The organism is Demequina subtropica (assembly GCF_000971235.1).
GTDB lineage: Bacteria > Actinomycetota > Actinomycetes > Actinomycetales > Demequinaceae > Demequina > Demequina subtropica.
In genome coordinates, this window is the sequence record NZ_BBMB01000002.1 from 64,572 (window position 1) to 89,870 (window position 25,299).

Sequence of the window (25,299 nt, forward strand, 5' to 3'; positions counted from 1 at the left end):
ATGACGGACGAGGCGCCGCGGCCTCCCGCGCGTCGTCGCCGGGGTCTCAAGGTCACGGCGTGGGCCGTCGCCGGGGCCCTGGTCGCATCGGGCCTCGGCTGGGGTGCGATGACGCTGCTGGCGGAGGACGCGAACGATGCGGGTCTCCTCGAGGCGCTCGACGCGGCACCGGATGGCGGGCTCTGGCGGGCGGTCGAGCCGGCCGCGGGCGCGCGGGCGACGCTCGCCGCCTCGTCCGCGCATCGCGTCTCGCTCCCCGACCTGGCGGATGCGGGCGCCGTGATGGTCGACCTCGCGATCGAGGCCGAGGAGCCGGGCTCCCTCGCGACCGGCGACGGCACCGCGGTCGCGCGCTTCCCCGCGGGGACCTCGAGCGCGCAGCTCGTGATCGACGCGGACCAGGCCCTGACGCTCGAGTCCTCGACCGCTGCGACGGTCACCGCGACCGCGGTCGGCACGTTCACCGCGGTGGGCGCCGATGAGCGGCCCGCGCCGGGCGGCACGGTCGCGGTCGCGCCGGAGCCGCTGGTCGACACAGCCCTCGGGCTCGGCGGTACCGGCGAGGCGCAGCCGTTCACGCCGCTCGGTCAGGGCGCCGTGCCGACCACGGGTGTGAGCGCCGTCTGGGTGTCGGTGGCGACCGGGGGCGACGGAGGCGCGCGCATCGCCTCGCGCGACGGGGACCGCGCCTACGTCGAGCTCCCCGCGGGCGATGCGCAGGCGCTCGCGCTCGTGCCGCTCGATGCCGACGGCTTCGCCACATGGGAGGTCCTCGGGTCGCCCGATGCGGTGGAGATCACCGTGCTCGGGTGGGTCGGCGCCTCAGCCGCGACGGACGACGCGTCGGCGCTCGTCGGCTCGACGGTCGCGGTCGGCTCACGCGACGTCACGCTCGGCTCGGGCCCGGGCGACATCTCCATCGGCGCGGAGGACATCGACGGACTTCCGAGCGCCGGCATCGGCGCCCTGGTGCTCGACCTCGACACCTCGGGCGACGGCATGGTCGACGGCGGCCGCGCCGCGGGAGAGGGCGACCTCGCGAGCGCCCACGCGGTCAGCGGGACCGATCGCGTGCTTGCGACGGCGGCGGTCGCCGACGGCTCCGCGACGCTCGCGGTCGACGGCGCGGCGACGGTCGAGTCGGCGCGCGTGGTCGCCTACCTGCCGGGCGAGCCGACCGCCGGGGACGATGCGGTCGAGGTGGTCATCGACACCCCGGAGCAGGGCGGGTCGATCGACCTCGCCGAGACGGGCGCGACGCTCACGATCGCAGGTCGCATCACGCGGTCCTCCGCGCCCGTGGCGGTGGTCGAGATCATGGTGGGCGACAGGTACGTCGGTTCGGCGGCGGTCGACGCCACGCAGGACGAGCCCGCCTTCGCGCTCACCGTCCCCGCACCCGACGGCGAGGTCACGCTGACCGCGCGAGCCCGCGACCTCGCCGGCGCGACCGGGGAGGCTCGGGTCACCGTCGACCTGGTCGCTCCCGAGCCGGAGGCCGACGTCGTGGCCGCCGATGTCGAGGTGATCGAGGGCGATGCCGTCCTCGCGAGCAGCGACACCGCCATCGAGACCAGCGGGCCGATCGCGGCCGCGGTGGGTGACGTCATCGTCGTCGACCGCTCCGACATCCTTCCCACCGGCGCGCTGCGCCGCGTGAGCGCGGTCCATGTCGACGGGGACAGCGTGGTCTACGAGACCGAGCAGGCCGCGCTCACCGATGTGTTCCTCCAGCTCCACGTCGCGATCGAGGACGAGCCGGTGCTGCCGGTGCAGGACGACATCGAGGCCGCCGCGGCGACCGCCGGGGGCAGGGGCGCGCTGGGCACGGTGCGCCGCTCGGCGCCGTCGCTCGTGCTGCCCGCCGACGGCGAGGAGTCCGATCGACGCGACGTCGCCGAGGTGTCGGTGAGCCTCGCGGGCGCGCTCAAGTCCGGCGAGTTCGACGAGGGCGAGTACACCGGCGAGGAGGAGCGCGACGACGGCCTCTCCGTCGAGGGCGAGCTCGGCTGGGAGATCGGGTACGAGTTCACCCTCACCACGACCCTCTCGGCGACCATCGACATCGACTTCGCGCGCGGCTGGTTCACCGAGGAGTCGGTGATCGAGACGTTCGAGATGGCGCAGACGACCACGTTCGAGACCAAGACCTCGATCTTCACCTACGCCAAGGTCGAGGCGAAGGTCACCAAGCCGCTCCCGGAGGTGCTGCTCGGCACGGTGCCGATCCCCGCGCCCGTGCCCACCTATGTCACGCTCAAGCTCCTGCCCGAGGTCTATGCCTCCGCGGAGATCACGGGCAAGGTCGGGTTCAAGGTCGAGGGCACCTACACCGACACCATCGGCATCAGCTACCGCGACGGACGGTGGGAGCCGGTCGACGAGCCCGTCTCCTCCGAGTCCACCGCGGACGTCCCGAGCGTGACCATCGACCTCGAGGGCAAGGTCGGCCTGGCCGGAACCGTGAAGTTCCTCCTGTGGGACGTGGTCGGGGTCACCGCGACCATCGATGCGGGCGCCGTGGTCGAGGTCAAGGTCGACGTCGGCGAGGGCGGCGAGTGGGAGTTCTACGCCGAGGTCGGTGCCGAGGTCGGCGTCGTGGCGCAGGCCTTCAACCATGTCCTCGTGGAGCACTCCGTCGAGATCGCGGTCTTCACGATCCCGATCGCGAGCGGCGAGTGGGGCGAGGACGATGCCCCGACCGCGAGCTTCGTCGATACCGACGCCACCACGGGTCCGGGCTCGAGGCCGCTCGTGCTCATCGTCGACACGTCGGGCTCGATGGGCGACGAGGACGGCAACGGCACGGTGAAGATGGCGGCCGCGCAGGCCGCGATCGGCTCCCTGCTCGACGAGCAGCCGCTCGGCTCCGAGCTGGGCATCTACACCTACCCGAGCTCGAACGCGAGCTGCGCGCCTGGCCAGTGGGCGATGCCCGTGCAGCGCGTCCTGAGCACCGGTGAGGCGATGGGCGAGGTCTACGGGCTGACCCCCGACGGCGACACCCCGACCGCAGAGGCGCTGCGCGCCGCGGCCGACGACCTTCGCGGTCAGGGCATCGAGGGCGCGACCATCGTGCTCGTCTCCGACGGCGAGTACAGCTGCGAGGACCCGTGCCCGGCGGCGGCCGAGATCCGCGCGAGCGGCTTCGACCTCCAGGTCATCGGCATCGCGCTCGACAACAGCGACGCGGGCCGCGAGCAGCTGGAGTGCGTGAGCGACGCGACCGGCGGCGAGACCTACAGCGTCGAGGACGGCGATGAGCTGCTCGAGAAGGTGCAGGAGCTCGCCGCCCCGGTGCTCGAGACCGAGGTCTCGCTGCCGTCGCGGATCCCCGCGGACGGCTCCGCGGTCGTCGAGGTGACGGTGCGCAACGCCGCAGGTCGCGACGCCGAGGACGTCCGCGTCGCGCTCGACGCGGAGGGCTCCGGCGTCGAGATCACCACCGAGCCGGGCCGCACCGCGAGCCTGGGCAACATCCCCGTGGGCGGTGAGGTGACGTTCCGGTGGACGCTCGCCTCGCCCGGCGACCGCGAGGGCACGGTCGCGCTCACGCTCCACACGTGGGGCACCGGTGTGCGCCAGACCGTGTCGGAGGCCGACGTGCCCGTCGCGGCGCGCACCACCCTGGCCGTCGACACCGCGGGCCCCGCGCTCGAGGACGCGCTGGGCGCGGGCGCGGACGTGGTGCTCGTGGGCGACGGCGTGGGCCTCGCCGCAGGGGAGGTCGACGGCTGCGCCGACGCCCTCGGGGACGCGCTGGCGTCGGTCATCGGCCCGGACCGCGTGCGCGACGAGTCCTGCGCGGGCGCGACGATCGCGGCGATCCTCGAGGGTGAGCCGGGCGGCACCGCCCAGCTCGATGTGCTCGAGGAGGTCGAGCCTGGCCTGGTGATCGCGACGCTCGGCGCCGCGGACATCGGCCTCGGCGACCTGCTCGCCACCTGCGCCGATCCCGACGCCGACGCCCTGTCATGCACGTGGGCGGACCCGCTCGCGGTCCGCGCCATGACGGCCGCGCAGGTGATCGACCTGCGCGCCGTGCTGCGCGAGATCGTGAAGGCCGCGCAGGACGCCGCGGGCGGCGCGGCCGTCCCCGTGGTGGTGCTCGAGTATCCGCAGCTGCTGCCCGGCGGCGTCGCGGCGTCGTGCGCCGCGCCGTGGTCGGCCTCGCGCGTCGAGGTGGTCAACACCGTCGTCGCGGAGCTCGACCGCGCGCTCGCCGACGCCGCCGCGGCGCTCGCCGCGCAGGGCCTTCCCGTGCGCATCGCGGCCACGTCCGCCGCGTTCCAGCCGAACCACACGTGGTGCGACGCGTCCCCGGCGCTCGAGGTGGGCGGCGCCGGCGCCTGGACCGCGGTGCCGACCGCTGACGGGGCCGAGGCGATCCTCACGGCGGCGTGGGAGTGGAGCGGGACGCAGGACGCGATCCGCGGCACCGCCGCGGAGCCCGTCGACGAGCCGCTGCTGGTGGAGCTCGCGCACGGCTGGGGCGACGCCCTCGCGGACGTGCTCCCGGATGACGCCGCGGTCGCTCTCGAGGCGGAGGACACCGTCGAGGCGCAGGCCACGGCGGGCGGCGCCCTCGCCGTGAGCGGCGACGGCTTCACCCCCGGCTCGTCCGTGCTGGTGTCCCTCGACGGCGGCACGGTCCCGTTGGGCACGCTCCGCGTGGACTCCGCGGGCGCGCTCGATGCATCGGTCACCCTCCCGGCGGAGCTCGCCAACGGGTCTCACGAGCTCACCGTGGCAGGCGTCGACCCGGACGGGGCGCGCACGCTCACCGGGGTGCTGCGGGTCGGCTCGCCGTACCCGTGGTGGATCGGCTACGCCGGGATCGTCTCGGTGATCGCGGCGGCCGTGGCCCTGATCTTCGGGTTCCTCGCCTTCCGCACGGCGGTCGCGCGGCGCGAGCCGGCCGAGGGCTGACCGGCCCGGGACCGCGCGACCCGTGTGGGACGCTGGAGCCATGACTGGCCGCATCGTCCTCGCCGCGACTCCGATCGGCAACGTGGACGATGCGTCGCCACGCCTGCGTGAGGCGCTCGAGACCGCGGAGATCGTCGCGGCGGAGGACACGCGCCGCGTGCGTGACCTCGCGACGCGGCTCGGGATCCGCATCGGCGGCTCCGTGGTGGCGCATCACGACCACAACGAGGCCGCCTCCGCGGCGGAGCTGGTCGCCCGGGCCCGCGACGGCGCGATGATCGTGGTGGTCTCGGATGCGGGGATGCCGGCGGTGTCCGACCCTGGCTTCCGCGTGGTCGAGGCCGCCGTCCGCGAGGGGGTCGAGGTCACGGTGCTGCCGGGGCCGTCCGCGGCCCTCGCGGCGCTTGCGCTCTCCGGGCTGCCCACCGATCGGTTCTGCTTCGAGGGCTTCCTCCCTCGCAGGCCCGGCGAGCGCTCGGCGCGGCTCGCCTCGCTGGCGCTCGAGGAGCGGACGATGCTGTTCTTCGAGGCGCCGCACCGTCTGGCCGCGACGCTCGCGGCGATGGGGGAGACGCTCGGAGCCGACCGGCCCGCGGCCGTGTCCCGTGAGATCACCAAGACCTACGAGGAGACCCGGCGCGGCACGCTCGGCGAGCTCGCCGCATGGGCCGGGGAGAAGGAGCCGCGCGGCGAGATCGTCGTCACCGTCGCGGGCCGGGCCGCCGCAGCGCTCACCGTCGAGGCGCTCGTGGCCGAGGTGCTCGCGCGCGTCGCGACGGGCGAGCGGGCCAAGTCGGCGGTGGCCGATGTGGCGGCCACCGCGGGTGTCCCGAGCCGCGAGCTCTATGCAGCCGTGCTCGCGGCTCGGGACGCTACCGCCTAGGAGCGCTGCGCGAGGGCCGCGTCCACCTCGGGGTCACCGAGGGAGCCCAGCCACTGGAGCAGGTCCGGGTAGGCGTTCGGGTGCGCGGCCACGGCCGCCCGCAGCGACGGGGCCTCGGCGGCGATGCGGTGGAGCGTCGCCGCGTCGGTCGCCGGGTCGTGAGCCGCGGCGACCAGCGCCGGGTCGACCGCGGGTGCCGGCGGCGCCGGGGGAGCGGTCGGTGCCGGGGGAGCCGGAGGCGCGGGCGGAGCGGCCGCGGCCGGAGCCGAGGTCGGCACGGTCGGGATCGGCCCGGTGGCCGGTGCGGCGACGGGACGGGCCGGCGCGAACTGGCCGTAGTAGGCGCGCACGCTCGCGGGCACCAGCAGCATGACGGCGATCGCGATCGGCGCGCCGAAGGCGAGCAGCAGCTGCGTGCGGTCGACGGCCGCGTAGCCGTCCGACGCGTTGGCCGTGACCACCAGCAGCACGATGCCGAGCACCGCGACGGCGCCGAGCACCGCGAGCACGGTGTTCCGGTTGGTGCCGCCGTCACGCATCAGCGCCGCGCGCGCCACGAGCAGCGCGATCCCGATGACGGCGGTCAGCACCAGGATCGTCGCCATGGTGCCCGTCGCGGTATCGCCCGCGGCAAGGATGAGCACGTACGTGAACGCCTCGGCGAACGCCAGCACCGAGAACCCCAGCAGCAGGATCGACGCGGCGGGAAGGTACAGGTGCGGGCCCTCGGCGGGCGTCACGAAGTCGCGCGCAGACGGCGCGACGAGCACCGCTCCGAGCGCCAGCACGGCCCACAGCGCCGGCATGTTCGCGCTGACGGACTCGATGCCGTTGCCGGAGCCTTCGCTCATGAGCGAGATCAGCTGAGCGCCGAGGAGCGCGCCGGCGAAGGCGATGGCCGCGGTCCGTGCGGGCGCGGTGCGGAGCACGAACGGCGCGCACATGGCGAGGACCATGGCGAGACTGGTGAGCGCGCGCACCCAGATGAGCGTGATGAGCCACCCGCCGAACCACCGGTAGTCGTCTCCGATGGAGTGCACGAGCAGCGCGATGAGCGCGATGGTCGAGCTCACGAGTGCAAGGCCGGCGACGCCGAGGCCGACGCGGCGCCACAGCTCGGCGATCCGCGCCCGATCCGTCGAGGCGGCGAGCTCGCACTCACGAGGCTGCGCCGCGAGGATCGCACCCGCGAGGCCCAGCGCGAGGCCGGGGCCCACGCCGACGTAGTCGTAGGCGCTGTCCTCGCCGAACGCGCTCGCGAAGTCGAGGATCAGGTGGATCACGACCACCACGAGGTACGGGGCGTTGGCGAGCGCACGGAGCATCCCCACGCGGTCCGCGGTCAGCGTCGGCGGGATCACGCCCGACCGGTGCAGGTACATCGCCGACAGCGACAGCACGCTGAGGATGGTGAGGAGGAGCACCTCGATGCGGTCGCTCGCCTGGTCGGCCGCGTTCCACGGCAGCGCGAGCGACGTGAGGAGCAGCACGAGCGCCGCGCCGTCCCGCACGTAGTCCGCGACGGGGATCCCGCTGAAGATGCTTGCCTGCGCGTGCCCCGGCGGCGCCGCCTGCGGCTGCCCGTATCCGTAGCCCTGCTGCTGTTCCATGGCCCGCGGGCCTCCCCTCTGATGGTCCTGGGTGGTGGCCGCGCGCCTTCGGGACGCCCCGGCCATGCCGACTATATCGGCGGCGACAGACCTCGTAGACGGGCTCCGGCGGTGGTTCCGCGAGGCCGTGCCGGATATCTCGGGAACGTCCGGAAGGTCGCTGCGGCGTGCGGCCTGCGCGGGGAGCCGCCGGGCCGCACGTACAGTCGAGGCGTGATCGACGTGACCCGCCCTCGTGCGCCCCGGACGGACGGTGCCGCATGAGGGTCTCGCGTGAGCCGGTCTACGTCTACCGCCGGCGGAGGTTGGGCGCCACCGTGGCGGTCATGGTGGTGGGGACCCTCGCGGGCTTCGGCTCGGCCGAGCTGGCGAGCCGGGTCCTCGGCACGGACGAGCCCGCCGTGGCCGCGCTCGTGACGTCCCCCGCCGCCGGCACCACCCCCGCATCGTCGACCCCCGCCTCGTCCACCCCGGACCCGAGCCCGACGCCCGAGGCGACCGCCGAGGCGACGGTCTCTGCCGCCGCGACGCCCGAGCCGAGCACGACGCCGGAGCCCGCCTTCGACCTCGCCGCCTTCTCGGTGGACGATCCGGACTCGCCCTGGGTCGTCGTGAACAAGCGCCGCCCGCTCGACCCGGCCGACTACGCGCCCGCGGACCTTGTCGACGTGACCGGCGTCCCGGGCGGGGCGACGATGCGCGAGGAGGCGGCCGCCGCGATGCAGGGCCTCTACCGCGCGGCCGAGGAGGCAGGCGCGGCGTTCTCCATCACCACGGGCTACCGCGACCGCGGCCTGCAGCAGTACCTCTACGACGGCTACGTCGCCGAGAGCGGGAAGGATGCGGCCGACCGCTTCTCCGCGCGGCCCGGGTACTCGGAGCACCAGACGGGCCTCGCCGTGGACATCCGCGCGGGAGGCTGCGAGCTCCAGCAGTGCTTCGCCGACACCGCCGCGGGGCTCTACGTCGCCGAGCATGCGTGGGAGCACGGGTTCATCATCCGCTACCCCGAAGGCGCGGAGGACGTGACGGGCTACATCTACGAGCCGTGGCACCTGCGCTACGTGGGCGCGCGGCTCGCCGCGCACATGCACGAGGAGGGGATCGCGACCCTCGAGGAGCTGTTCTCGCTCAAGGCGGCGCCCGAGTACGGCTGAGCGGGGAGGGGTCCTCCTCGAACACTAGGATGGACGCCATGTCACGCATCCTGTCCGCGGTCGCCTGGCCGTATGCCAACGGCCCTCGTCACATCGGTCACGTCGCCGGGTTCGGCGTCCCCTCGGACGTCTTCAGCCGCTACATGCGCCTCGCGGGTCACGACGTCCTGATGGTCTCGGGCACGGACGAGCACGGCACGCCCATCCTGGTGCAGGCCGAGGGCGAGGGCGTGAGCCCCCAGGAGCTTGCGGACCGCTACAACCGGGTCATCGTCGAGGACCTCACGCAGCTGGGCCTCAGCTACGACCTCTTCACGCGCACCACCACCGGCAACCACTACGCGGTGGCGCAGGCGATGTTCAAGGCCGTGCACAAGAACGGCTACATGATCTCGGAGACCACGCGCGGCGCGATCTCCCCGTCGACCGGCCGCACGCTGCCCGACCGCTACATCGAGGGCACGTGCCCCATCTGCGGCTCGGACGGCGCGCGCGGCGACCAGTGCGACAGCTGCGGCAACCAGCTCGATGCGATCGACCTCAAGAACCCGGTGAGCCGCATCAACGGCGAGACTCCCAAGTTCATCGAGACCGAGCACTTCTTCCTCGACCTGCCCTCGCTGGTGCAGCCGCTCACCGACTGGCTGGGCGCGCGCCACGGCTGGCGCCCCAACGTGCTCAACTTCTCGCGCAACCTGCTGGTGGACGTGCGTCCGCGCGCCATGACGCGCGACATCGACTGGGGCATCCCCGTCCCGCTCGACGGCTGGTCGGACAACCCCAACAAGCGGCTCTACGTGTGGTTCGACGCGGTCATCGGCTACCTCAGCGCCTCGATCGAGTGGGCCCGCCGCACGGGCGACGCCGACGCATGGCGCCAGTGGTGGAACAACCCCGAGGCGCTGTCCTACTACTTCATGGGCAAGGACAACATCACCTTCCACTCGCAGATCTGGCCGGGCGAGCTCATCGCCGCCAACGGTCGCGGCGCGCGCGGGGGAGAGCTGAGCGAGTTCGGCGACCTCCAGCTGCCCACCGAGGTGGTCTCGAGCGAGTTCCTCACGATGGAGTCCGCCAAGTTCTCCTCGTCCCGCGGCCACGTCATCTACGTGCGCGACATGCTCTCCCGCTACCAGCCCGACGCGCTGCGCTACTTCATCGCGGTGGCCGGGCCGGAGACCTCCGACGCCGACTTCACGTGGTCGGAGTTCAAGCGCCGCAACAACGACGAGCTCGTCGCGGGCTGGGGCAACCTGGTCAACCGCACCGCGTCTCTGCTGCACAAGAACGTCGGTGAGATCCCCGCGCTGGGCGATCTCCAGGACATCGACCGCGCCGCGCTCGCGGCCTCGGAGGCGGCGTTCGGCACGGTCGGCGACCACATCCGCACCCAGCGCCAGCGCGCGGCCATCAGCGAGACGATGCGCGTGATCGGCGACGCGAACAAGTACCTCGCGGACACGGCGCCGTGGAAGCTCAAGAACGAGGACCCGGAGCGCATGCGCACCGTGCTCGCGGTCGCGGCGCAGCTGGTGTCGGACGCGAACACCATGATGTCGCCGTTCCTGCCGCACAGCGCGCAGAAGGTCCACGAGGCGCTCGGCGGCACCGGGGTGCTCGCGCCCATGCCGCAGATGAACGAGGTCCAGGACCTCGACCTCGCGGACCGCAGCTACCCGGTCATCCAGGGCGACTACTCGTCGGTGACCGGCTGGGGCCGCAGCGACCTCGTCGCCGGCACCGCGGTCCCCGCGCCGTCCCCGATCTTCCAGAAGCTCGACGACGAGATGGTCGAGGCGGAGCTCGAGCGGATGGCGGACGAGTAGACGATGCGTCCGGGAGCCTGGCCCCCCGCGCCTGAGGCGCTGCCCGTCCCGGTGGTGGACAACCACTGCCACCTCGAGTTCCCCGCGGGGGAGCCCGAGCTCACGGTCGAGCAGCGCCTCGCGGACGCGGCCGCCGTCGGGGTGGACCGCATCGTCCAGGTCGGCTGCGAGCTCGCCTCGGCGCGGTGGACCGCCGACGCCGTCGAGCGCCACCCGTCGATGCTCGGCGCCGTGGCGCTCCACCCCAACGAGGCGCCCCTGCACGCCTCCGGCGAGCACGAGAGCGGGATCTCCTACGAGGACGCGTTCGCGGAGATCGCGTCGCTCGCCCGCCGCGGACGGATCCGCGCGATCGGCGAGACGGGCCTCGACTTCTCCCGCACGGGGGAGGAGGGGCGCGCGGCGCAGGTCCGCTCGTTCCGCGACCACATCGCGCTGGCCAAGGAGCTGGACCTGCCGATGCAGATCCATGACCGCGATGCGCACGCCGAGGTGCTCGAGGTGCTCGAGCGCGACGGCGCTCCCGAGCGCACGGTGTTCCATTGCTACTCGGGGGACGCCGGCATGGCGCGGCTGTGCGTCGACCGCGGGTACTACCTGTCCTTCGCGGGCACCGTGACGTTCAAGAACGCCGAGGGGCTGCGCGCGGCGCTCGCGGTCACGCCGCTCGACAGGGTGATGGTCGAGACTGACGCGCCGTTCCTCACCCCGCACCCGCACCGTGGCGCTCCCAACGCCCCGTATCTGGTGCCGCTGACGATGCGGACCGTCGCGACCGTCCTCGACATCGACCTGGCGGTGGCCTGCGCGGCGATCTCTACAACGTCGGAAAAGATCTATGGTCCCTGGTAGTCGCCGGGGTGTGACGCATGTCACAGGACGTTGGTCTCAAGCGGGGTTGGACGACGCCGTTATCAATATGAGATAAAAGGCGTCAGACAGCGCGGCCTCGCCCCCCAGGCATCGGTCCGCAAGACGAGAGGACCACGTGAGCTACCGACGTTCCAACCCCCTGCCGGGAGGCCGCCGCGAGCGGCGCACCCGGCGCGGTGCGCGAACCCGCGTGCTGACCCAGGTCGGCACCGCCGTCGCGCTCGGCTCGTTCGCCATCGGCTCGTTCGCAGCCGCCGCCACCCCGGCGTTCGACGCGCCGAGCCGCACCACCGTCCAGGCCGATCTCGCGGCCCTGCCGGAGATCGAGACGCAGGTCGACGACGCTCCCGTCGTGACCACCGAGACCAAGTCCGTCGCCATCAAGCCCGACTCCGTCAAGGAGGAGGACCCCGACCTCGAGAAGGGTGTCGAGGAGGTCGTGACCGAGGGCGAGCCCGGCGAGCAGGTCATCACCTACGACGTCACCTACGTCGACGGCGTCGAGGTCTCTCGCGTCGAGTCGCTCAAGCTCACCGTCTCCCAGCCCACCGACGAGGTCATCGCGGTCGGCACCAAGGAGGAGGAAGAGGTCGCGAGCACCTCGGTCCCCGCCACCTCGAACGTCTCGCCCGGCACCGCGCGTGCGCTGGGCCAGCAGATGGCCGCCGACATCTACGGCTGGTCGGGCGACCAGTGGTCGTGCCTCGACGCGCTGTGGGCTCGCGAGTCGGGCTGGAACCCCAACGCCCACAACCCGTACTCCGGTGCGCACGGCATCCCGCAGGCCCTCCCGGGCTCGAAGATGGCGAGCGCCGGGGCCGACTGGGCGACCAACCCGGCTACGCAGATCCGCTGGGGCCTCGGCTACATCAAGGGCCGCTACGGCACGCCGTGCGGCGCGTGGGGCCACTCGCAGTCGAAGGGCTGGTACTGAGCCCGGTGGCGAACCTCCTGGGTCCCACCGACATCCGGCTCCTGGCCCAGTCGCTCGACACCGCCCCGCACAAGAAGTGGGGTCAGAACTTCGTGGTCGACGCCGGCACCGTGCGGCGCATCGCGCGCCTGTCGGGCGTCGGTGAAGGCGACCGCGTGGTCGAGGTCGGGCCCGGCCTGGGCTCGCTCACCCTCGCGCTCCTCGAGACCGGCGCTGACGTCACCGCGGTCGAGATCGACCCGGTGCTCGCCGGTGCCCTCCCCGCGACCGTCGCGGAGCGCGCCCCGGAGGCGGCGTCCCGCTTCGACGTGATCCACCAGGACGCGCTCAAGGTCGAGGCGCTCCCGTCAGCGCCGCGCGCGCTGGTCGCCAACCTGCCCTACAACGTCTCCGTGCCGGTGATCCTGCACTTCCTCGAGATCTTCCCCAGCCTCGAGCGCGTGCTCGTGATGGTGCAGGCCGAGGTCGCGGACAGGCTCGCGGCGCCGCCCGGCTCGCGCACGTACGGCGTGCCGTCCGCCAAGGCCGCCTGGTACTGCGCCGTGCGCACCGCGGGCGACGTCGGGCGTGCCGTGTTCTGGCCCGTGCCGCGCGTCGACAGCCGGCTGGTGCTGATGGAGCGGCGCGAGCCGCCGACCACGACCGCGACGCGCGAGGACGTGTTCGCCGTGATCGACGCGGCGTTCTCGCAGCGACGCAAGGCGCTGCGCGGCGCGCTGTCCGGCATCGCGGGCTCCGCCGCCGCGGCCGAGGACGCGCTCAGGGCCGCCGGCATCGAGCCGTTGACGCGCGGCGAGCAGCTCACCGTGGAGGACTTCTCCCGCATCGCCGAAGCGCTTCGCTCTGGCACAGTGGGGGCATGACCCGTACCGTCCGTGCGAAGGCGCCCGCGAAGGTGAACCTTCAGCTCACCGTGGGGCCTCCCCGCGAGGACGGCTACCACCCCCTTGTCACCGTCTTCCAGGCGCTGGACCTGTGGGAGGTGGTCGAGGCGACGCCTCGCGACGACGGCGAGATCCGCATCACCGTGGACGTCGCGGCGGGGGCCCCGGTCGATGTCAGCGGGGTGCCGCTCGACGAGTCGAACCTCGCGTGGCGCGCGGCGGACCTGCTCGCGCGGCACTACGGCATCGGCGATGGGATCGACCTGCACGTGATCAAGGGCGTGCCCGTCGCGGGAGGCATGGCCGGCGGGTCCGCGGACGCCGCGGCCGCGCTGGTCGCGTGCGCGGAGGCGTGGGACACGGGGGCGACGCGCAGCGAGCTCGCCGCCCTCGGCGCGCAGCTCGGCGCCGACGTGCCGTTCAGCCTCCACGGCCACACCGCTGTGGGGCTCGGCCGGGGCGACGAGCTCACGCCCGCGATGTCCCACGGCGAGTTCCACTGGGTGCTCGCGACGCAGACCACGGGCCTGTCCACGCCCACCGTGTTCGCGGAGCTCGACCGCCGCATCGCCGTGCGCGAGCAGGTGTGGTCGGAGTTCGAGGTGGATCGCGAGGTCATGGCGGCGCTCATGGCCGGTGACGCGGTCGAGCTGGGGCGCTGCCTCACCAACGACCTCGAGGGGCCGGCGATCTCGCTGATGCCGCGCCTGTCCGACGTGCTCGACGTCGCCGATGGTGCCGACGCCTGCGGCGCGATCGTGTCCGGCTCGGGCCCGACCGTCGCGGTGCTCGCGCGCTCGCGCCAGCACGCGCTCACCATCGCCGCGCATCTGCGCGCCTCCCGCCTGGCCGATGCGGTGGTGACGGCGTCCGGACCCGCCTCGGGGACCGTGCTGATCCAGGACTAGGGGCGTCCGCTCAGGCGGACGGCTTCTCGCGCAGCGCGTCGCGGATCTCGGTGAGCAGCGCGATCTCGGTGGGGGCGACGGGCTCGTCGGGCGCGGGCTCGTCCTTCCTGCGCATCTCCGCCAGCTTGTTGAGCGGCGTGACGATGAGGAAGTAGACCGCGGCGGCCACGGCAAGGAAGTTGATGAGCGCCTGCAGGATGAGGCCGATGCTGAACGTCGAGTTGTTGATGGTGAACGCCATCACCCCGCTGATGTCGTGCGCGCCGAAGATCGCGGCGATGAGCGGGTTGATCAGACCGTCGACGACCGACGTCACCAACGAGCCGAAGGCCGCGCCGATGACCACGGCGACCGCGAGGTCGACGACGTTGCCCCGCATGATGAAGTCCTTGAAGCCCTTGAGCATGGCGGTCCCTCCCCGGAGATGCTGGGGACGCCCGGCGGGCGTCCTGTTCCGCACCCTACGACGCCGGGCGTCGTCCCCGCATTCCCAGGGACGATGCGGGATCGGCTCAGCTCGAGGGGAGGTCGGGCCGGCGCTCGATCGAGGACAGCCCGTTCCACGCGAGGTTGACCAGGTGCGCGGCGACCACCTGCTTCGACGGCTCTCGCACCTCCGCCCAGTGCTGACCGGTGAGCGCGACCATGCCCACGAGCATCTGCGAGTAGAAGGGGGCGACCACGGGGTCGAGCCCACGCTTGCGGAACTGGTCCGCGAGCAGGCCCTCGACCTGCGCGGAGACGTCGCCGAGCAGCGAGGAGAAGGTGCCGGAGGCCTGCGCGACGGGCGAGTCGCGCGCGAGGATGCGGAAGCCGTCGGGGGAGTCCTCGATGTAGCCGAGCAGCGCGAGCGCCGCGCGCTCGACCAGCTGGCGGGGGTGAGCCTTCTGCGCGAGAGCGCCCGTGAGCGCCCCCAGGAGCGCCTCGACCTCGCGGTCGACGATGACGGCGTACATGCCCTCCTTGCCGCCGAAGTGCTCGTAGACCACGGGCTTCGAGACGTCGGCGCGCGAGGCGATCTCCTCGACCGAGGTGCCCTCGAAGCCCTTCTCCGCGAACAGCGCACGTCCCACGGTGAGGAGCTGCTCGCGGCGCTCGCGCGCGGTCATGCGGGAGCGGGGGGCGCGGCGCGGTTCGAGGGTCACGGCTCAAGTGTGCCGTGAATCCTGGCAGACTTGACGCCCGGGTGCGGCGAGCCTTGCGCATGTCGCACCAGTTCCGCCCTGGTGTAATGGCAGCATGCGGGCCTTTGGAGCCCTGCGGTAGAGGTTCGAATCCTCTGGGCGGAGCCGCGATCGCGACCGGGACCCTGTGCGGCCTGCGCGGTGTTCACCGAACGTTAGACTTGCCGAGTCCAGCCTTCATGCCCCTGCAAGGGTGCGCCACGTGAGGAGATCGTGTGTCCCCGACTCCACCCGCAGCCGTGATGATCCTGGCCGCAGGTGCTGGCACGCGGATGCGATCGGCCACGCCGAAGGTCCTTCACCGGATCGCGGGCCGCACGCTCGTCGCGCATGCGCTGACCGCCGCCGCCGAGCTGAACCCCGGCCGCACCGTCGTGGTGGTGCGCCACGAGCGTCAGGCCGTCGCCGCACAGGTGGCCGAGGTCGCGCCCGATGCGCTCATCGCGGACCAGGACGATGTCCCGGGCACCGGGAGCGCGGTGCGCTGCGGGCTCTCGACGCTCGACGCCACCACCATCGCCGCGGCGGTCGCCGCCGGCGGCGCCGACCAGGCGCACCTCGACAACCAGGTGCACGGCGCGATCGTGGTGACCAGCGGCGACGTCCCGCTCGTCGACGGGGCGCTGCTCGGCTCGCTCGTCGAGACCCATGAGCGTCAGGGCAACGCGGTCACGGTCCTCACCGCGCAGGTGCCCGACGCGACCGGCTACGGGCGCATCGTCCGTGCCGAGGACGGCGCTGTGCTGCGGATCGTCGAGCACAAGGACGCGTCCGATGCCGAGCGCCTCATCGGCGAGATCAACGCTGGCATCTACGTCTTCGACGCGACGCATCTCCGCGAGGCCCTCGCGCGGCTCACCACCGACAACGCGCAGGGCGAGCTGTACCTCACCGACGTGCTCGCCCTGGCCCGCGAGGCCGGCGGCCGCGTCGGTGCCATGGTCGCCCCGGAGGCCTCGGCGGTCGAGGGAGTCAACGACCGCGTCCAGCTCGCCTCGGCGGGCGCGGCGCTCAACCGCCGCATCGTCGAGTCGTGGATGCGCGCCGGTGTCACCGTCGTGGATCCCGCGACCACCTGGATCGATGTCGACGTCACCCTCGAGGCCGACGCGACCCTGCTGCCCGGCACCCAGCTCCACGGCGCGACGCGCATCGGCGCGCATGCGACCGTCGGCCCGGACTCGACGCTGACCGATGTGGTGGTGGGCGACGGGGCGACCGTGACCCGCGTGCACGGCTCGAGCGCGGTCATCGGCCCCCGCGCGACGGTGGGCCCCTTCACCTACCTGCGCCCGGGCACCGTGCTGGGGGAGAAGGGCAAGATCGGCGCCTTCGTCGAGACCAAGAACGCGAGCATCGGCGCCCATTCGAAGGTGCCGCACCTCAGCTACGTCGGCGACGCCACCGTGGGCGAGCACTCCAACGTCGGAGCGGGCACCATCTTCGTCAACTACGACGGCGTCGCGAAGTCGAGCTCGCGCGTGGGCGACCACGTGCGCATCGGCTCCGACAACACCCTGATCGCGCCCGTCGAGATCGGGGACGGCGCGTACACCGGCGCCGGAGCGACCATCCGGCACGACGTCCCCGCGGGGGCGCTCGCGCTCAACGCGGTGCAGCAGCGCGTGGTCGAGGGCTGGGTGGAGCGTCGACGGCCCGGGACGCCGTCCGCCGCCGCGGCACGCGCCGCGAAGGATGAGGATCTTGCACGCGGGCTATCGTCCGGGGCACAGGAGGAGCGAGCGGCCACCGCCGCCGAGCACGAGGCGGCCGCGGCCGCCGATCACAAGGGAGAAGCATGAATGCCGTGATCTCGAACCCGAGCGAGCGCCGACTCGTCCTCGCGAGCGGTCGGGCCCACCCCGAGCTCGCCGAGTCGGTGGCCGAGCACCTCGGGATCGACCTCCTGCCGACCACGGCGTACACGTTCGCGAACGGCGAGCTCTACGTGCGCTTCGGCGAGTCGGTGCGCGGCGCCGACGCCTTCGTCCTGCAGTCCCACGCGGCGCCCATCAACGAGGCGATCATGGAGCAGCTCATCATGATCGACGCGATGAAGCGCGCGTCGGCCAAGCGCATCACCGTGATCATCCCCATGTACGGCTACGCCCGCCAGGACAAGAAGCACAAGGGCCGCGAGCCGATCTCCGCTCGCCTCATGGCGGACCTCTTCAAGACCGCAGGCGCGGACCGCGTCATGTCGGTCGACCTCCACACGTCCCAGATCCAGGGCTTCTTCGACGGCCCGGTCGACCACCTGTGGGCCATGCCGCTGCTCGCGGACTACGTGAAGTCCCGCGTCTCGCCCGGCAACCTCACCATCGTGTCGCCCGATGCCGGCCGCGTGCGCCTCGCCGACCAATGGTCGGACCACCTGGGCGCGCCGCTCGCGATCATCCACAAGCGTCGCGACCCCTCGGTGCCCAACCAGGTGAAGGTCCACGAGCTCGTCGGCGAGGTCAAGGACCGCACGTGCGTGCTGGTGGACGACATGATCGACACCGGCGGCACCATCGTCCAGGCCGCGGAGGCGCTGTTCGAGAACGGCGCCAAGGACGTCATCGTCGCCTCGACCCACGGCCTACTGTCGGGCCCCGCGGTCGAGCGCCTGTCGAAGTCGGGCGTGTCCGAGGTGGTCATCACCGACACGCTGCCCATCTCCGAGGAGAAGCAGTTCGACAAGCTCACGATCCTGTCGATCGCGCCGCTCATCGCGCGCGCGGTCCGCGAGGTCTTCGACGACGGCTCGGTCACCTCGCTGTTCGACGGCCACGTCTGAGCCTCCACGGCGCCTGACGCGAGAACGGGGCCCGCGCATCGTCGCGATGCGCGGGCCCCGTTCTGCGTGTGCGGTGCGGTCGGGTCAGCAACCGGCGACGATGGACAGGTCACGGTCGATCTCGACGAACCAGCCGTCGGCGGTCGGTGCTGGTGCCGCGAGGATTGCCGGCAGGTCGAGGTAGTCCTGAAACGTGGGTTCCACCTCACCGAACGGGCCGAAGGGCAGGTCTCCGCCTTCCTCCTGGTAGTACTCGAGCGCTCCCTCATGGCGGGACAGCCACTCGTCGTACACCGCACGTGCCAGCGTGTTGTCGGCGGTGGGAGCATAGACGGCGCCGCGCGAGGTCGAGCCGATCTCGGTCCACCAGCCGTCCGCCGTGCCCTGCACGTAGGTGGTCCATTCTGGCGTCGCCGCGCACGAGCCGTCCGAGAGCTCGTGGAAGCGGTCCTCAGAGCCGAGCACCGTGCCGTCGGTGAGCGTGACGTCGCTCGTCTCGGTACCGAGCGGGTCGGCGGAGGCGAGAGAGAACGCCTGACCGTTCGGGTCGAGGATCGCGTAGCCGAGCGTGGTCGAGGAGACCCCTTCCGGCACCTGGGTCCCGAGCATGTTGTTGTCCAGCCTGATGATGCTGGCGTTCCCTGCCGTCCCTACCTGGGTGTTGGTGAGGCCCCAGTAGAGGTTGACCGGCGCGCCGCCCCAGCCGAGGGTGAGCTCGAGGCCCTCGGGCGACGTCCAGCGCGAGGGCAGGGCAAGCGAGTCGTAGTAGACGTCGCTCTCCTCGACGCCGTCGAGGTAGGGCTGCGCGTCCGGGACGCCGTCCGGCCATTCCGGCATGGGATCCGAGGGCCGCGGCGACGAGACGCCGCTGAGCGTCCCGTCGGGTGCGAGCTCGAGGAGCGTCCAGCCGATGAATACCGCCTGCTCGACGCTGTAGATCTCGATGTCGCCTCGCGATCCGACGAGGTACCAGGTGATGCCCTCGTCATTCCACGGCAGGTCGACCGGAGGCTCGACCTCGACCGGTTCATCGAGCCAGACCTCGCCGGTGGCCGGGTGCTCGGCGCGGTAGAGGGCCTCCTCGTCGCTCATGTCGGGGTTGCGGGCCTCGTTGACGATCGGGTCGGGGGACGGGGTCGCGCTCGGGGTCGCGCTGGGCGTGGGCGTGGGGCTCTCGCTCGGCGTGGTGACCGGGACCGCCGGGGCGATCGGGGCCGGCTCCTGACCCAACAGCACGAAGGCTCCGGCGGCGAGCACGGCGACGCACGCGACGGTGGTGGTGGAGCGCACGATCGCCCGTCCGCGCCGCTTGCCGGTGACGGTGCGCAGCGCGACGGCCTCGTCGAACTCGTCGGCGTGGCGCATCGAGGTGGCGAGCTCGTGGTGGCGCTGGTGGAGCACGTGGCGCAGGTCGGGCTGCTCGTTCATCGTGCGCTCCTCTCTGCGGTGGAGGCTGTCTCGGTGGTGACGTCGCTGAACCCGGTGCCCAGGTAGGCGTTCATGGCCTTGAGGCCGTCGGAGACGTAGCGCTTGACGGCGCCTTCGGACAGGCCCAACGTGTGGGCGGTCTCGTGGACGGAGAGGTCCTCGAGGTAGCGCAGCACCACGCACGCGCGGACGCGGGGCGGGAGCTGCGCGAGCGCGGCGTCCACGGTGTGGGCGGCGACGATGCGCTCGGTGGCATCGGGCACGGCCTCGGGGCGGGCGTTGCGGCGGGCCCGCTCGCGATCGGCCTTCTCCTTGCGCTTGGCGTCGATGAAGCGTGTCGCGATCGCGCGGCGCACGTACTGCTCGGCCTGAGCGACGCTGTCGAAGCGCCGCTGGCGGGAGAACACCGCGATCACGGCCTCCTGGATGAGGTCGTCGGCCTCGCTCGGCCCGGCGAGCATCGTCGCGAACGCCGTGAGGCGTCCCATGCGTTGCCCGGCCAGCTCGTGCAGCATCGGCTGCCACGTCACGCTCATCTTGATCCCCCAGTCATGCCCCGATAACGGAGCCGCCCCGCGATCGGTTGGGTCGCATCCTGCCAGCGATGCGACGCGCCTCGCGGCAGGGCCAGACGGCGCGCCGCGCGCGCCGGCCGCGGTCGCGCGCGGCTCCTGGGTCCTTGGTCACTCGCGGCGCGCCGCGTGCCGGCCCTAGCCTGCGAGAAGGTCCCCAAGACCGTGATCTCCCAGGGGTAAAAGAATGTTCCAAAGGCGGAACCCGACCTTGTTCCGAGCCGGCGCGATCGGCGCGGGCGTGCTCGTCCTCTCCGGCTGCACCGGCCACATCGACGGGGGCGAGGCGAGCCTCGAGCTCCCCGACCTGTCGGGCGTCGCCGTCGGGGGAGGGATCTCCGGCACCGCGCTGCTGATCGTCGGCCTGCTGGTCACGGTGCTCGGGCTGGGCTTCGGGGTCGCCGTCCTGCGCCAGGTGCGCAACCTCCCCGTGCACCGCTCGATGCGCGAGGTCTCGGAGCTCATCTACGAGACGTCGAAGGCCTACCTGATCCAGCAGGGCAAGTTCCTCCTGGGCCTGTGGGCGGTCATCGCCGCGGTCATCGTGCTCTACTACGGCGTCCTGGTCGGGTTCTCGTGGGGCCGCGTCGCGGTCGTGATCGCCTTCAGCCTCATCGGCATGGCCGGGTCCTACTCCGTCGCGTGGTTCGGCATCCGCGTCAACACCTACGCGAACTCGCGGACCTCCTTCGCGGCGCTCGAGGGCAAGCCCCTCCCGGTGCACCGCATCCCGCTCAAGGCGGGCATGAGCATCGGCATGGTGCTCATCAGCCTCGAGCTGCTCATGATGCTGGTGATCCTGCTCTTCCTGCCGCGCGACATCGCCGGGGCCTGCTTCATCGGCTTCGCCATCGGCGAGTCCCTGGGCGCGGCGGCGCTTCGCATCGCGGGCGGCATCTTCACCAAGATCGCGGACATCGGCTCCGACCTCATGAAGATCGCCTTCAAGATCAAGGAGGACGACGCCCGCAACCCCGGCGTCATCGCCGACTGCACGGGCGACAACGCGGGCGACTCCGTGGGCCCCTCGGCGGACGGCTTCGAGACGTACGGCGTCACCGGCGTCGCGCTGGTGACCTTCCTGCTCCTCGCGGTCCACGACCCGGCTATCCAGGCGACGCTGCTCGTGTGGATCTTCGCGGTGCGCGCGGTGATGCTCATCGCCTCGGTGCTGTCCTACGCCGCCAACGACCTGTGGGTCCGTCGCCGCTTCGCCACGGCCGACCGCATGAACTTCGAGCACCCGCTGACGTCGCTGGTCTGGCTCACCTCCGCGGTGTCGATCGCCGCGACCTACGCGAGCGCCGCGTGGCTCATCTCCGACCTGGGCGACGGCCTCTGGTGGAAGCTCGCGACCATCATCAGCTGCGGCACGCTCGCGGGCGCCCTCATCCCCGAGCTCGTCAAGGTCTTCACCTCGACCAACAGCCGCCACGTGCGCGAGGTGGTGAAGAGCTCGCGCGAGGGCGGACCCTCGCTCAACATCCTGTCGGGCCTGGTCGCGGGCAACTTCTCGGGCTACTGGCTGGGCATCTGCATCGTCGCCCTCATGGGCGCGGCGTACCTGATCTCCGGGCTCGGCCTCGACCAGATCATGCTCGCCCCCGCGGTCTTCGCCTTCGGGCTCGTCGCCTTCGGCTTCCTCGGCATGGGCCCGGTCACCATCGCGGTCGACTCGTACGGCCCGGTCACGGACAACGCGCAGAGCGTCTACGAGCTGTCGGTCATCGAGGAGATCGAGGGCATCGACGCCGAGGTCGAGCAGGACTTCGGCTTCGCGCCCCGCTGGGACAGCGCCAAGCGCATGCTCGAGGAGAACGACGGCGCCGGCAACACGTTCAAGGCGACCGCGAAGCCGGTGCTCATCGGCACGGCGGTGGTCGGCGCGACCACGATGATCTTCTCGATCATCATCTCGCTCACCGACGGCCTCACCACCGGCATCGAGAACCTCTCGCTCATCCACCCGCCGTTCCTGCTGGGCCTCATCGCGGGCGGCGCGACCATCTACTGGTTCACGGGCGCCTCGATCCAGGCGGTCACCACCGGCTCCTACCGCGCGGTCGAGTACATCAAGGAGACCATCAAGCTCGACGGCGAGACCAAGGCTTCCACCGAGGACTCGCGCAAGGTGGTCGAGATCTGCACGCAGTACGCGCAGCAGGGCATGCTCAACATCTTCCTCGCGGTGTTCTTCGTGACGCTGTCGCTCGCGTTCGTCGAGCCCTACCTGTTCATCGGGTACCTCATCTCGATCGCGCTGTTCGGCCTCTACCAGGCGATCTTCATGGCGAACGCCGGTGGTGCGTGGGACAACGCCAAGAAGATCGTCGAGGTGGACCTCCACGCCAAGGGCACCGCGCTGCATGATGCGACGATCGTCGGCGACACCGTGGGCGACCCCTACAAGGACACGTCGTCCGTCGCGCTCAACCCGGTCATCAAGTTCACCACGCTCTTCGGCCTCCTCGCCGTCGAGCTCGCGGTGGGCCTCGCCGAGCAGGGCAGCCACGTGCTCGTCTACTCGCTCTCGGCGGTGTTCTTCGTGATCTCCGCCTTCTTCGTCCACCGCTCGTTCTACGGCATGCGCATCAAGGCGTCGCTCGAGGGCGACGACGAGGCGCCGGTCACGGACGATGCCCCGGTCGCCCCGCGCGCCGAGGCGAAGATCTCGGTCGACTGATGGCCGCGCTCGCGATCCTCTGCGACGGCGTGACCGTCGTGGAGGGTCGTGTCGCGGGGCACGATGCAGGGGCGACCCTGGTGCGCCGCCTCCAACGGCTGTTCCCCGGGGCCTCGCTCGTGGGGCCGCGCGCGCAGCGGGCCGACGGCTTCGACGTGGTCCCGCTCGAGCTCATCGACCCCCGCGAGACGGTGGTCATCACGATGGACGTCGTGAACGCCCCCGCGGTGTGGCGCACCCTGGCCGCGGGCGGGGCCGAGCCCCGGATCATGAACTTCGTCTGGTGGAACACCTCGCAGTTCACGCATCCGGTGCAGCGCGCGTCCCTCGCGCTCTCGTGCGCGCTGTTCCCCACGTTCGCGAACTCGCTGAGGACCGCCACGGAGGTGCGCGAGATCGTCTTCGCGCTCACGGTGCCCCAGCTCGCGGAGCGCGCGCGCATCGACTGGGCGAACCTGGGCATCCGGCTCGACCACGTGCAGCCACGCGAGGAGCCGGCGGTCCCGGTGGTGCTCTACCCGGCCATCCGCCTCTCGGAGCGCAAGGACCCGCAGCTGTTCCTCGACGTGGTCGAGCGCGTGCACAAGCGCACGCCCATCCAGGTGGAGATGCGCCTCCAGGAGTCGCACCTCATCTCGGAGCGGGCGATCCGTCTGTCGCGCAAGGACTGGGCGTGGGTGGGCCCCCTCACCGCGACCCGCGAGGACTACTACTACCGCCTCGCGCGCACCACGGCGTTCCTCGCGACGGCACGCGACGAGTCCTACGGCCTCGAGTACGTCGAGGCGATGGTCGCGGGGGCCATCGGGGTGCTGCCCGACCGGCCCTGGGCCCGCGCGATCCTGCCCGAGGGGTACCCGTACCTCTACGCCGATGCCGCGGAGGCGGAGGACCTGCTCGTGCGGGCCGTCACCGAGCCGGCAGCGTGCCGTGCCGAGCTCGACCGCCTGGTGGGCGGCGACTTCGTGGGCTGGCTGCGGAGCCGGCACGACGACACGGAGTTCGAGGAGCGCTTCGCGGCGGCCGTCGCCCGATGGTTCCCGGAGGCGTGAGACCCGCCCCGGTTCACATCCGCGCGTAGCGCGTGCGGGCGATCGCGAAGAGCCCGTACGCGGCGAAGCCGAGCCCCACCGCGATCACGATGGCGGGCCCACCCGGGGCGTCGCGCAGCCGCTCGACCGCGCCGTCGATGCCCTCCGCCTTGTCGGGGTCCGCGGCGATCGCGGCGAATGTGAACAGCGCGCCGACCACGCCGAGAGCGAGGCCCTTAGCGACGTAGCCGACGGTGCCGAGCCAGCGGATCCCCAGGCCGACCTCCCGGCGTGTGGGGGAGCGCAGCTCCTCCTCGAAGCGGCGGGTCACGCCCTTGACCACATGGAAGGCCCCGGCGGCGACGATCCCGAGACCGACGGCGCCGACCAGGATCCGGCCCGCCGGCGCTCCCATGAGCGTGCCGGCGATGCCGTGCGCCTGGCTGTCCTGGTCCTGGGCCGCGGAGCCGAGCGCGATCGACACGGCCGTCGCGGCGAGCGCGAGGTAGACCGCGGCCTTGCCCGCCGCCTTGACGCGGTCGCGCGCCTCCGAGGTGCGGACCGCATCGGCCGCCTGCCACGCGGCGAGGGCGAGCAGCGCCGCTCCGGCGGCCACCAGCAGCACGCGTCCGAGCGCGCCGTCGCCGACGCTCGCGAGCAGCCGCGACTGGTCCGCCTCGCCGCCGGCGCCGATCCCGATGCGCACGATCACCGCGCCGAGCGCGACATGAAGCAGCCCCGAGACCGCGTAGCCGGCGCGCGCCGCGCGCTCCCACGCGTCGCCGCTCCGGCCCGTGCGGGCGGCGCTGAGGCTGGGTGAGGACATGCCAGCCCCAACCGGAGGCGCGACCGCGCCATTCCCGTGTGGCGCATCGTCCCCGGACCCAGGTATAGTTATCCGGTTCCTCGGCGAGGGAGGCCACGCGGCTCTCCGTGATCGACGCGGCAGATGCGTGCAGCCTGCCTTGCCCTGGCCCCATCTGACGTAAGAGGAGAACCGCATGTCCGACCAGATCACGCTCGCCGCAGAGAAGCGCACCGAGTTCGGCAAGGGCTTCGCCCGCCGCGCCCGCGCCGCCGGCAAGATCCCCGCCGTCATCTACGGCCACGGCACCGAGCCCGTCCACATCCTGCTCCCGGGCCACGACACGATGATGGCGCTCAAGCACTCGAACGCGCTCCTCACGATCGACCTCGACGGCAAGTCCGAGATGGTCATCGCCAAGGACGTCCAGACCGAGCCCGTGCGCCGCATCATCGAGCACGTCGACCTCCTCATCGTGAAGAAGGGCGAGAAGGTCACCGTCGACGTCCCCGTGCACGTCGTGGGCGAGTCCTTCGCCGGCACCATCCACGTGGTCGAGCACGGCTCGATCCAGGTCGCGGCCGAGGCCACGCACCTCCCCGAGTCGCTCGAGGTCTCCATCGAGGGCCTCACCGAGGGCTCCGTCGTCCACGCCAAGGACGTCGTCCTCCCGAAGGGCGCCGAGCTCGTGACCGACGGTGACATCACCATCGTCACCATCTCCGTCCCGCGCGGCGCCGGTGCCGACGAGGCCGAGGCCGCCGAGGCGACCGAGGCCGCCGCGGAGTAATCTCACCGATGATCGCCCGGCTC

Annotated in this window: 19 protein-coding genes and 1 tRNA gene; 14 read left to right on the forward strand and 6 right to left on the reverse strand. The window is 72.2% G+C overall.

Translation table 11 applies throughout. The annotated features are described in order from the left end of the window. Together AOM06_RS01590 and rsmI are read left to right on the forward strand one after the other, a co-directional pair. Window positions 1–4,929, forward strand: coding sequence for a VWA domain-containing protein (locus tag AOM06_RS01590; RefSeq protein ID WP_062301737.1), 4,929 nt, complete (start codon window positions 1–3; stop codon window positions 4,927–4,929). Window positions 4,930–4,969: 40 nt separating this feature from the next. Continuing rightward, on the forward strand, window positions 4,970–5,812 hold the full coding sequence (gene rsmI, locus AOM06_RS01595; protein ID WP_062301738.1) for a 16S rRNA (cytidine(1402)-2'-O)-methyltransferase: 843 nt from the start codon (window positions 4,970–4,972) through the stop codon (window positions 5,810–5,812). Here rsmI and AOM06_RS01600 read toward each other — a convergent pair. Beyond that, entirely contained in the window at window positions 5,809–7,422 is a 1,614-nt protein-coding gene (locus AOM06_RS01600) for a DUF7937 domain-containing protein (protein ID WP_062301739.1), read from the reverse strand. The two genes, rsmI and AOM06_RS01600, sit on opposite strands and share 4 nt — an antisense overlap. A gap of 260 nt (window positions 7,423–7,682) precedes the next feature. On the opposite strand from AOM06_RS01600, the gene AOM06_RS01605 reads away from it, so the two are divergent. The 6 genes from AOM06_RS01605 to AOM06_RS01630 all read left to right on the forward strand — a co-directional run bounded on the left by AOM06_RS01605 (window position 7,683) and on the right by AOM06_RS01630 (window position 14,004). Continuing rightward, window positions 7,683–8,579, forward strand: coding sequence for a M15 family metallopeptidase (locus tag AOM06_RS01605; protein ID WP_156163537.1), 897 nt, complete (start codon window positions 7,683–7,685; stop codon window positions 8,577–8,579). A 38-nt stretch (window positions 8,580–8,617) separates the two neighbouring features. Further along, window positions 8,618–10,405: a methionine--tRNA ligase gene (gene metG / locus AOM06_RS01610; protein ID WP_062301744.1), complete on the forward strand. Its 1,788-nt coding sequence runs from the start codon at window positions 8,618–8,620 to the stop codon at window positions 10,403–10,405. A gap of 3 nt (window positions 10,406–10,408) precedes the next feature. Further along, on the forward strand, window positions 10,409–11,257 hold the full coding sequence (locus AOM06_RS01615) for a TatD family hydrolase (protein ID WP_062301748.1): 849 nt from the start codon (window positions 10,409–10,411) through the stop codon (window positions 11,255–11,257). Window positions 11,258–11,468: 211 nt separating this feature from the next. Continuing rightward, window positions 11,469–12,212 (forward strand): aggregation-promoting factor C-terminal-like domain-containing protein, encoded by a 744-nt coding sequence (locus tag AOM06_RS01620; RefSeq protein WP_062301751.1) that lies wholly within the window; start codon window positions 11,469–11,471, stop codon window positions 12,210–12,212. 5 nt (window positions 12,213–12,217) lie between these two features. Next, window positions 12,218–13,075, forward strand: a complete 858-nt coding sequence (gene rsmA, locus AOM06_RS01625; RefSeq protein ID WP_228372812.1) for a 16S rRNA (adenine(1518)-N(6)/adenine(1519)-N(6))-dimethyltransferase RsmA — start codon at window positions 12,218–12,220, stop codon at window positions 13,073–13,075. Then, window positions 13,072–14,004, forward strand: coding sequence for a 4-(cytidine 5'-diphospho)-2-C-methyl-D-erythritol kinase (locus tag AOM06_RS01630; protein ID WP_062301755.1), 933 nt, complete (start codon window positions 13,072–13,074; stop codon window positions 14,002–14,004). The genes rsmA and AOM06_RS01630 overlap by 4 nt, the downstream gene beginning before the upstream one ends. Before the next feature lie 10 nt (window positions 14,005–14,014). On the opposite strand, the gene mscL is transcribed toward AOM06_RS01630, so the two are convergent. Further along, window positions 14,015–14,410, reverse strand: coding sequence for a large conductance mechanosensitive channel protein MscL (gene mscL / locus AOM06_RS01635; protein ID WP_062301758.1), 396 nt, complete (start codon window positions 14,408–14,410; stop codon window positions 14,015–14,017). Between the two features lie 106 nt (window positions 14,411–14,516). Then, window positions 14,517–15,113, reverse strand: a complete 597-nt coding sequence (locus tag AOM06_RS01640; RefSeq protein ID WP_062301760.1) for a TetR/AcrR family transcriptional regulator — start codon at window positions 15,111–15,113, stop codon at window positions 14,517–14,519. Between the two features lie 108 nt (window positions 15,114–15,221). Between AOM06_RS01640 and AOM06_RS01645 the strand changes: the two genes are divergently transcribed. The 3 genes from AOM06_RS01645 (at window position 15,222) to AOM06_RS01655 (ending at window position 17,967) form a co-directional block, all read left to right on the forward strand. After that, a tRNA-Gln gene (locus AOM06_RS01645) sits at window positions 15,222–15,293 on the forward strand. Window positions 15,294–15,403: 110 nt separating this feature from the next. Then, the gene (gene glmU, locus AOM06_RS01650; RefSeq protein ID WP_082105226.1) at window positions 15,404–16,990 is read left to right on the forward strand and encodes a bifunctional UDP-N-acetylglucosamine diphosphorylase/glucosamine-1-phosphate N-acetyltransferase GlmU; all 1,587 of its coding nucleotides are present in this window, start codon (window positions 15,404–15,406) and stop codon (window positions 16,988–16,990) included. Continuing rightward, window positions 16,987–17,967 (forward strand): ribose-phosphate diphosphokinase, encoded by a 981-nt coding sequence (locus AOM06_RS01655; protein WP_062301768.1) that lies wholly within the window; start codon window positions 16,987–16,989, stop codon window positions 17,965–17,967. The genes glmU and AOM06_RS01655 overlap by 4 nt, the downstream gene beginning before the upstream one ends. Window positions 17,968–18,051: 84 nt before the next feature. Here the strand turns inward: AOM06_RS01655 and AOM06_RS01660 are convergent, their stop codons facing one another. Continuing rightward, on the reverse strand, window positions 18,052–19,395 hold the full coding sequence (locus AOM06_RS01660) for a hypothetical protein (protein WP_062301772.1): 1,344 nt from the start codon (window positions 19,393–19,395) through the stop codon (window positions 18,052–18,054). Further along, window positions 19,392–19,931: a sigma-70 family RNA polymerase sigma factor gene (locus AOM06_RS01665; protein ID WP_062301777.1), complete on the reverse strand. Its 540-nt coding sequence runs from the start codon at window positions 19,929–19,931 to the stop codon at window positions 19,392–19,394. Before AOM06_RS01665 ends, AOM06_RS01660 begins: the two co-directional genes overlap by 4 nt. Window positions 19,932–20,154: 223 nt before the next feature. Between AOM06_RS01665 and AOM06_RS01670 the strand changes: the two genes are divergently transcribed. Further along, the gene (locus AOM06_RS01670; RefSeq protein WP_082105227.1) at window positions 20,155–22,650 is read left to right on the forward strand and encodes a sodium-translocating pyrophosphatase; all 2,496 of its coding nucleotides are present in this window, start codon (window positions 20,155–20,157) and stop codon (window positions 22,648–22,650) included. Next, window positions 22,650–23,702 carry a glycosyltransferase family protein gene (locus AOM06_RS01675; RefSeq protein ID WP_062301781.1) on the forward strand — a complete coding sequence of 351 codons (1,053 nt, stop codon included), beginning with the start codon at window positions 22,650–22,652 and terminating at the stop codon, window positions 23,700–23,702. Before AOM06_RS01670 ends, AOM06_RS01675 begins: the two co-directional genes overlap by 1 nt. A gap of 13 nt (window positions 23,703–23,715) precedes the next feature. Here the strand turns inward: AOM06_RS01675 and AOM06_RS14675 are convergent, their stop codons facing one another. Continuing rightward, complete coding sequence (locus AOM06_RS14675) at window positions 23,716–24,507, reverse strand: DUF1206 domain-containing protein (RefSeq protein ID WP_062301785.1); 792 nt, start codon at window positions 24,505–24,507, stop codon at window positions 23,716–23,718. A 175-nt stretch (window positions 24,508–24,682) separates the two neighbouring features. Between AOM06_RS14675 and AOM06_RS01685 the strand changes: the two genes are divergently transcribed. Further along, on the forward strand, window positions 24,683–25,276 hold the full coding sequence (locus AOM06_RS01685) for a 50S ribosomal protein L25/general stress protein Ctc (RefSeq protein WP_062301788.1): 594 nt from the start codon (window positions 24,683–24,685) through the stop codon (window positions 25,274–25,276). The last annotated feature ends 23 nt before the right edge of the window (window positions 25,277–25,299 follow it).

What these genes read in the sequence shown, in the direction of transcription:
- AOM06_RS01670 (WP_082105227.1), top strand. Translation starts at nt 20,155, where the DNA reads ATGTTCCAAAGGCGGAACCCGACCTTGTTCCGAGCCGGCGCGATCGGC.
- AOM06_RS01605 (WP_156163537.1), top strand. Translation starts at nt 7,683, where the DNA reads ATGAGGGTCTCGCGTGAGCCGGTCTACGTCTACCGCCGGCGGAGGTTG.
- AOM06_RS01600 (WP_062301739.1), bottom strand. Translation starts at nt 7,422, where the DNA reads ATGGAACAGCAGCAGGGCTACGGATACGGGCAGCCGCAGGCGGCGCCG.
- AOM06_RS01665 (WP_062301777.1), bottom strand. Translation starts at nt 19,931, where the DNA reads ATGAGCGTGACGTGGCAGCCGATGCTGCACGAGCTGGCCGGGCAACGC.
- AOM06_RS01615 (WP_062301748.1), top strand. Translation starts at nt 10,409, where the DNA reads ATGCGTCCGGGAGCCTGGCCCCCCGCGCCTGAGGCGCTGCCCGTCCCG.
- AOM06_RS01685 (WP_062301788.1), top strand. Translation starts at nt 24,683, where the DNA reads ATGTCCGACCAGATCACGCTCGCCGCAGAGAAGCGCACCGAGTTCGGC.
- rsmI (WP_062301738.1), top strand. Translation starts at nt 4,970, where the DNA reads ATGACTGGCCGCATCGTCCTCGCCGCGACTCCGATCGGCAACGTGGAC.
- AOM06_RS01655 (WP_062301768.1), top strand. Translation starts at nt 16,987, where the DNA reads ATGAATGCCGTGATCTCGAACCCGAGCGAGCGCCGACTCGTCCTCGCG.
- AOM06_RS01675 (WP_062301781.1), top strand. Translation starts at nt 22,650, where the DNA reads ATGGCCGCGCTCGCGATCCTCTGCGACGGCGTGACCGTCGTGGAGGGT.
- AOM06_RS01630 (WP_062301755.1), top strand. Translation starts at nt 13,072, where the DNA reads ATGACCCGTACCGTCCGTGCGAAGGCGCCCGCGAAGGTGAACCTTCAG.
- AOM06_RS01590 (WP_062301737.1), top strand. Translation starts at nt 1, where the DNA reads ATGACGGACGAGGCGCCGCGGCCTCCCGCGCGTCGTCGCCGGGGTCTC.
- AOM06_RS01640 (WP_062301760.1), bottom strand. Translation starts at nt 15,113, where the DNA reads ATGACCGCGCGCGAGCGCCGCGAGCAGCTCCTCACCGTGGGACGTGCG.
- AOM06_RS01660 (WP_062301772.1), bottom strand. Translation starts at nt 19,395, where the DNA reads ATGAACGAGCAGCCCGACCTGCGCCACGTGCTCCACCAGCGCCACCAC.
- mscL (WP_062301758.1), bottom strand. Translation starts at nt 14,410, where the DNA reads ATGCTCAAGGGCTTCAAGGACTTCATCATGCGGGGCAACGTCGTCGAC.
- metG (WP_062301744.1), top strand. Translation starts at nt 8,618, where the DNA reads ATGTCACGCATCCTGTCCGCGGTCGCCTGGCCGTATGCCAACGGCCCT.
- AOM06_RS14675 (WP_062301785.1), bottom strand. Translation starts at nt 24,507, where the DNA reads ATGTCCTCACCCAGCCTCAGCGCCGCCCGCACGGGCCGGAGCGGCGAC.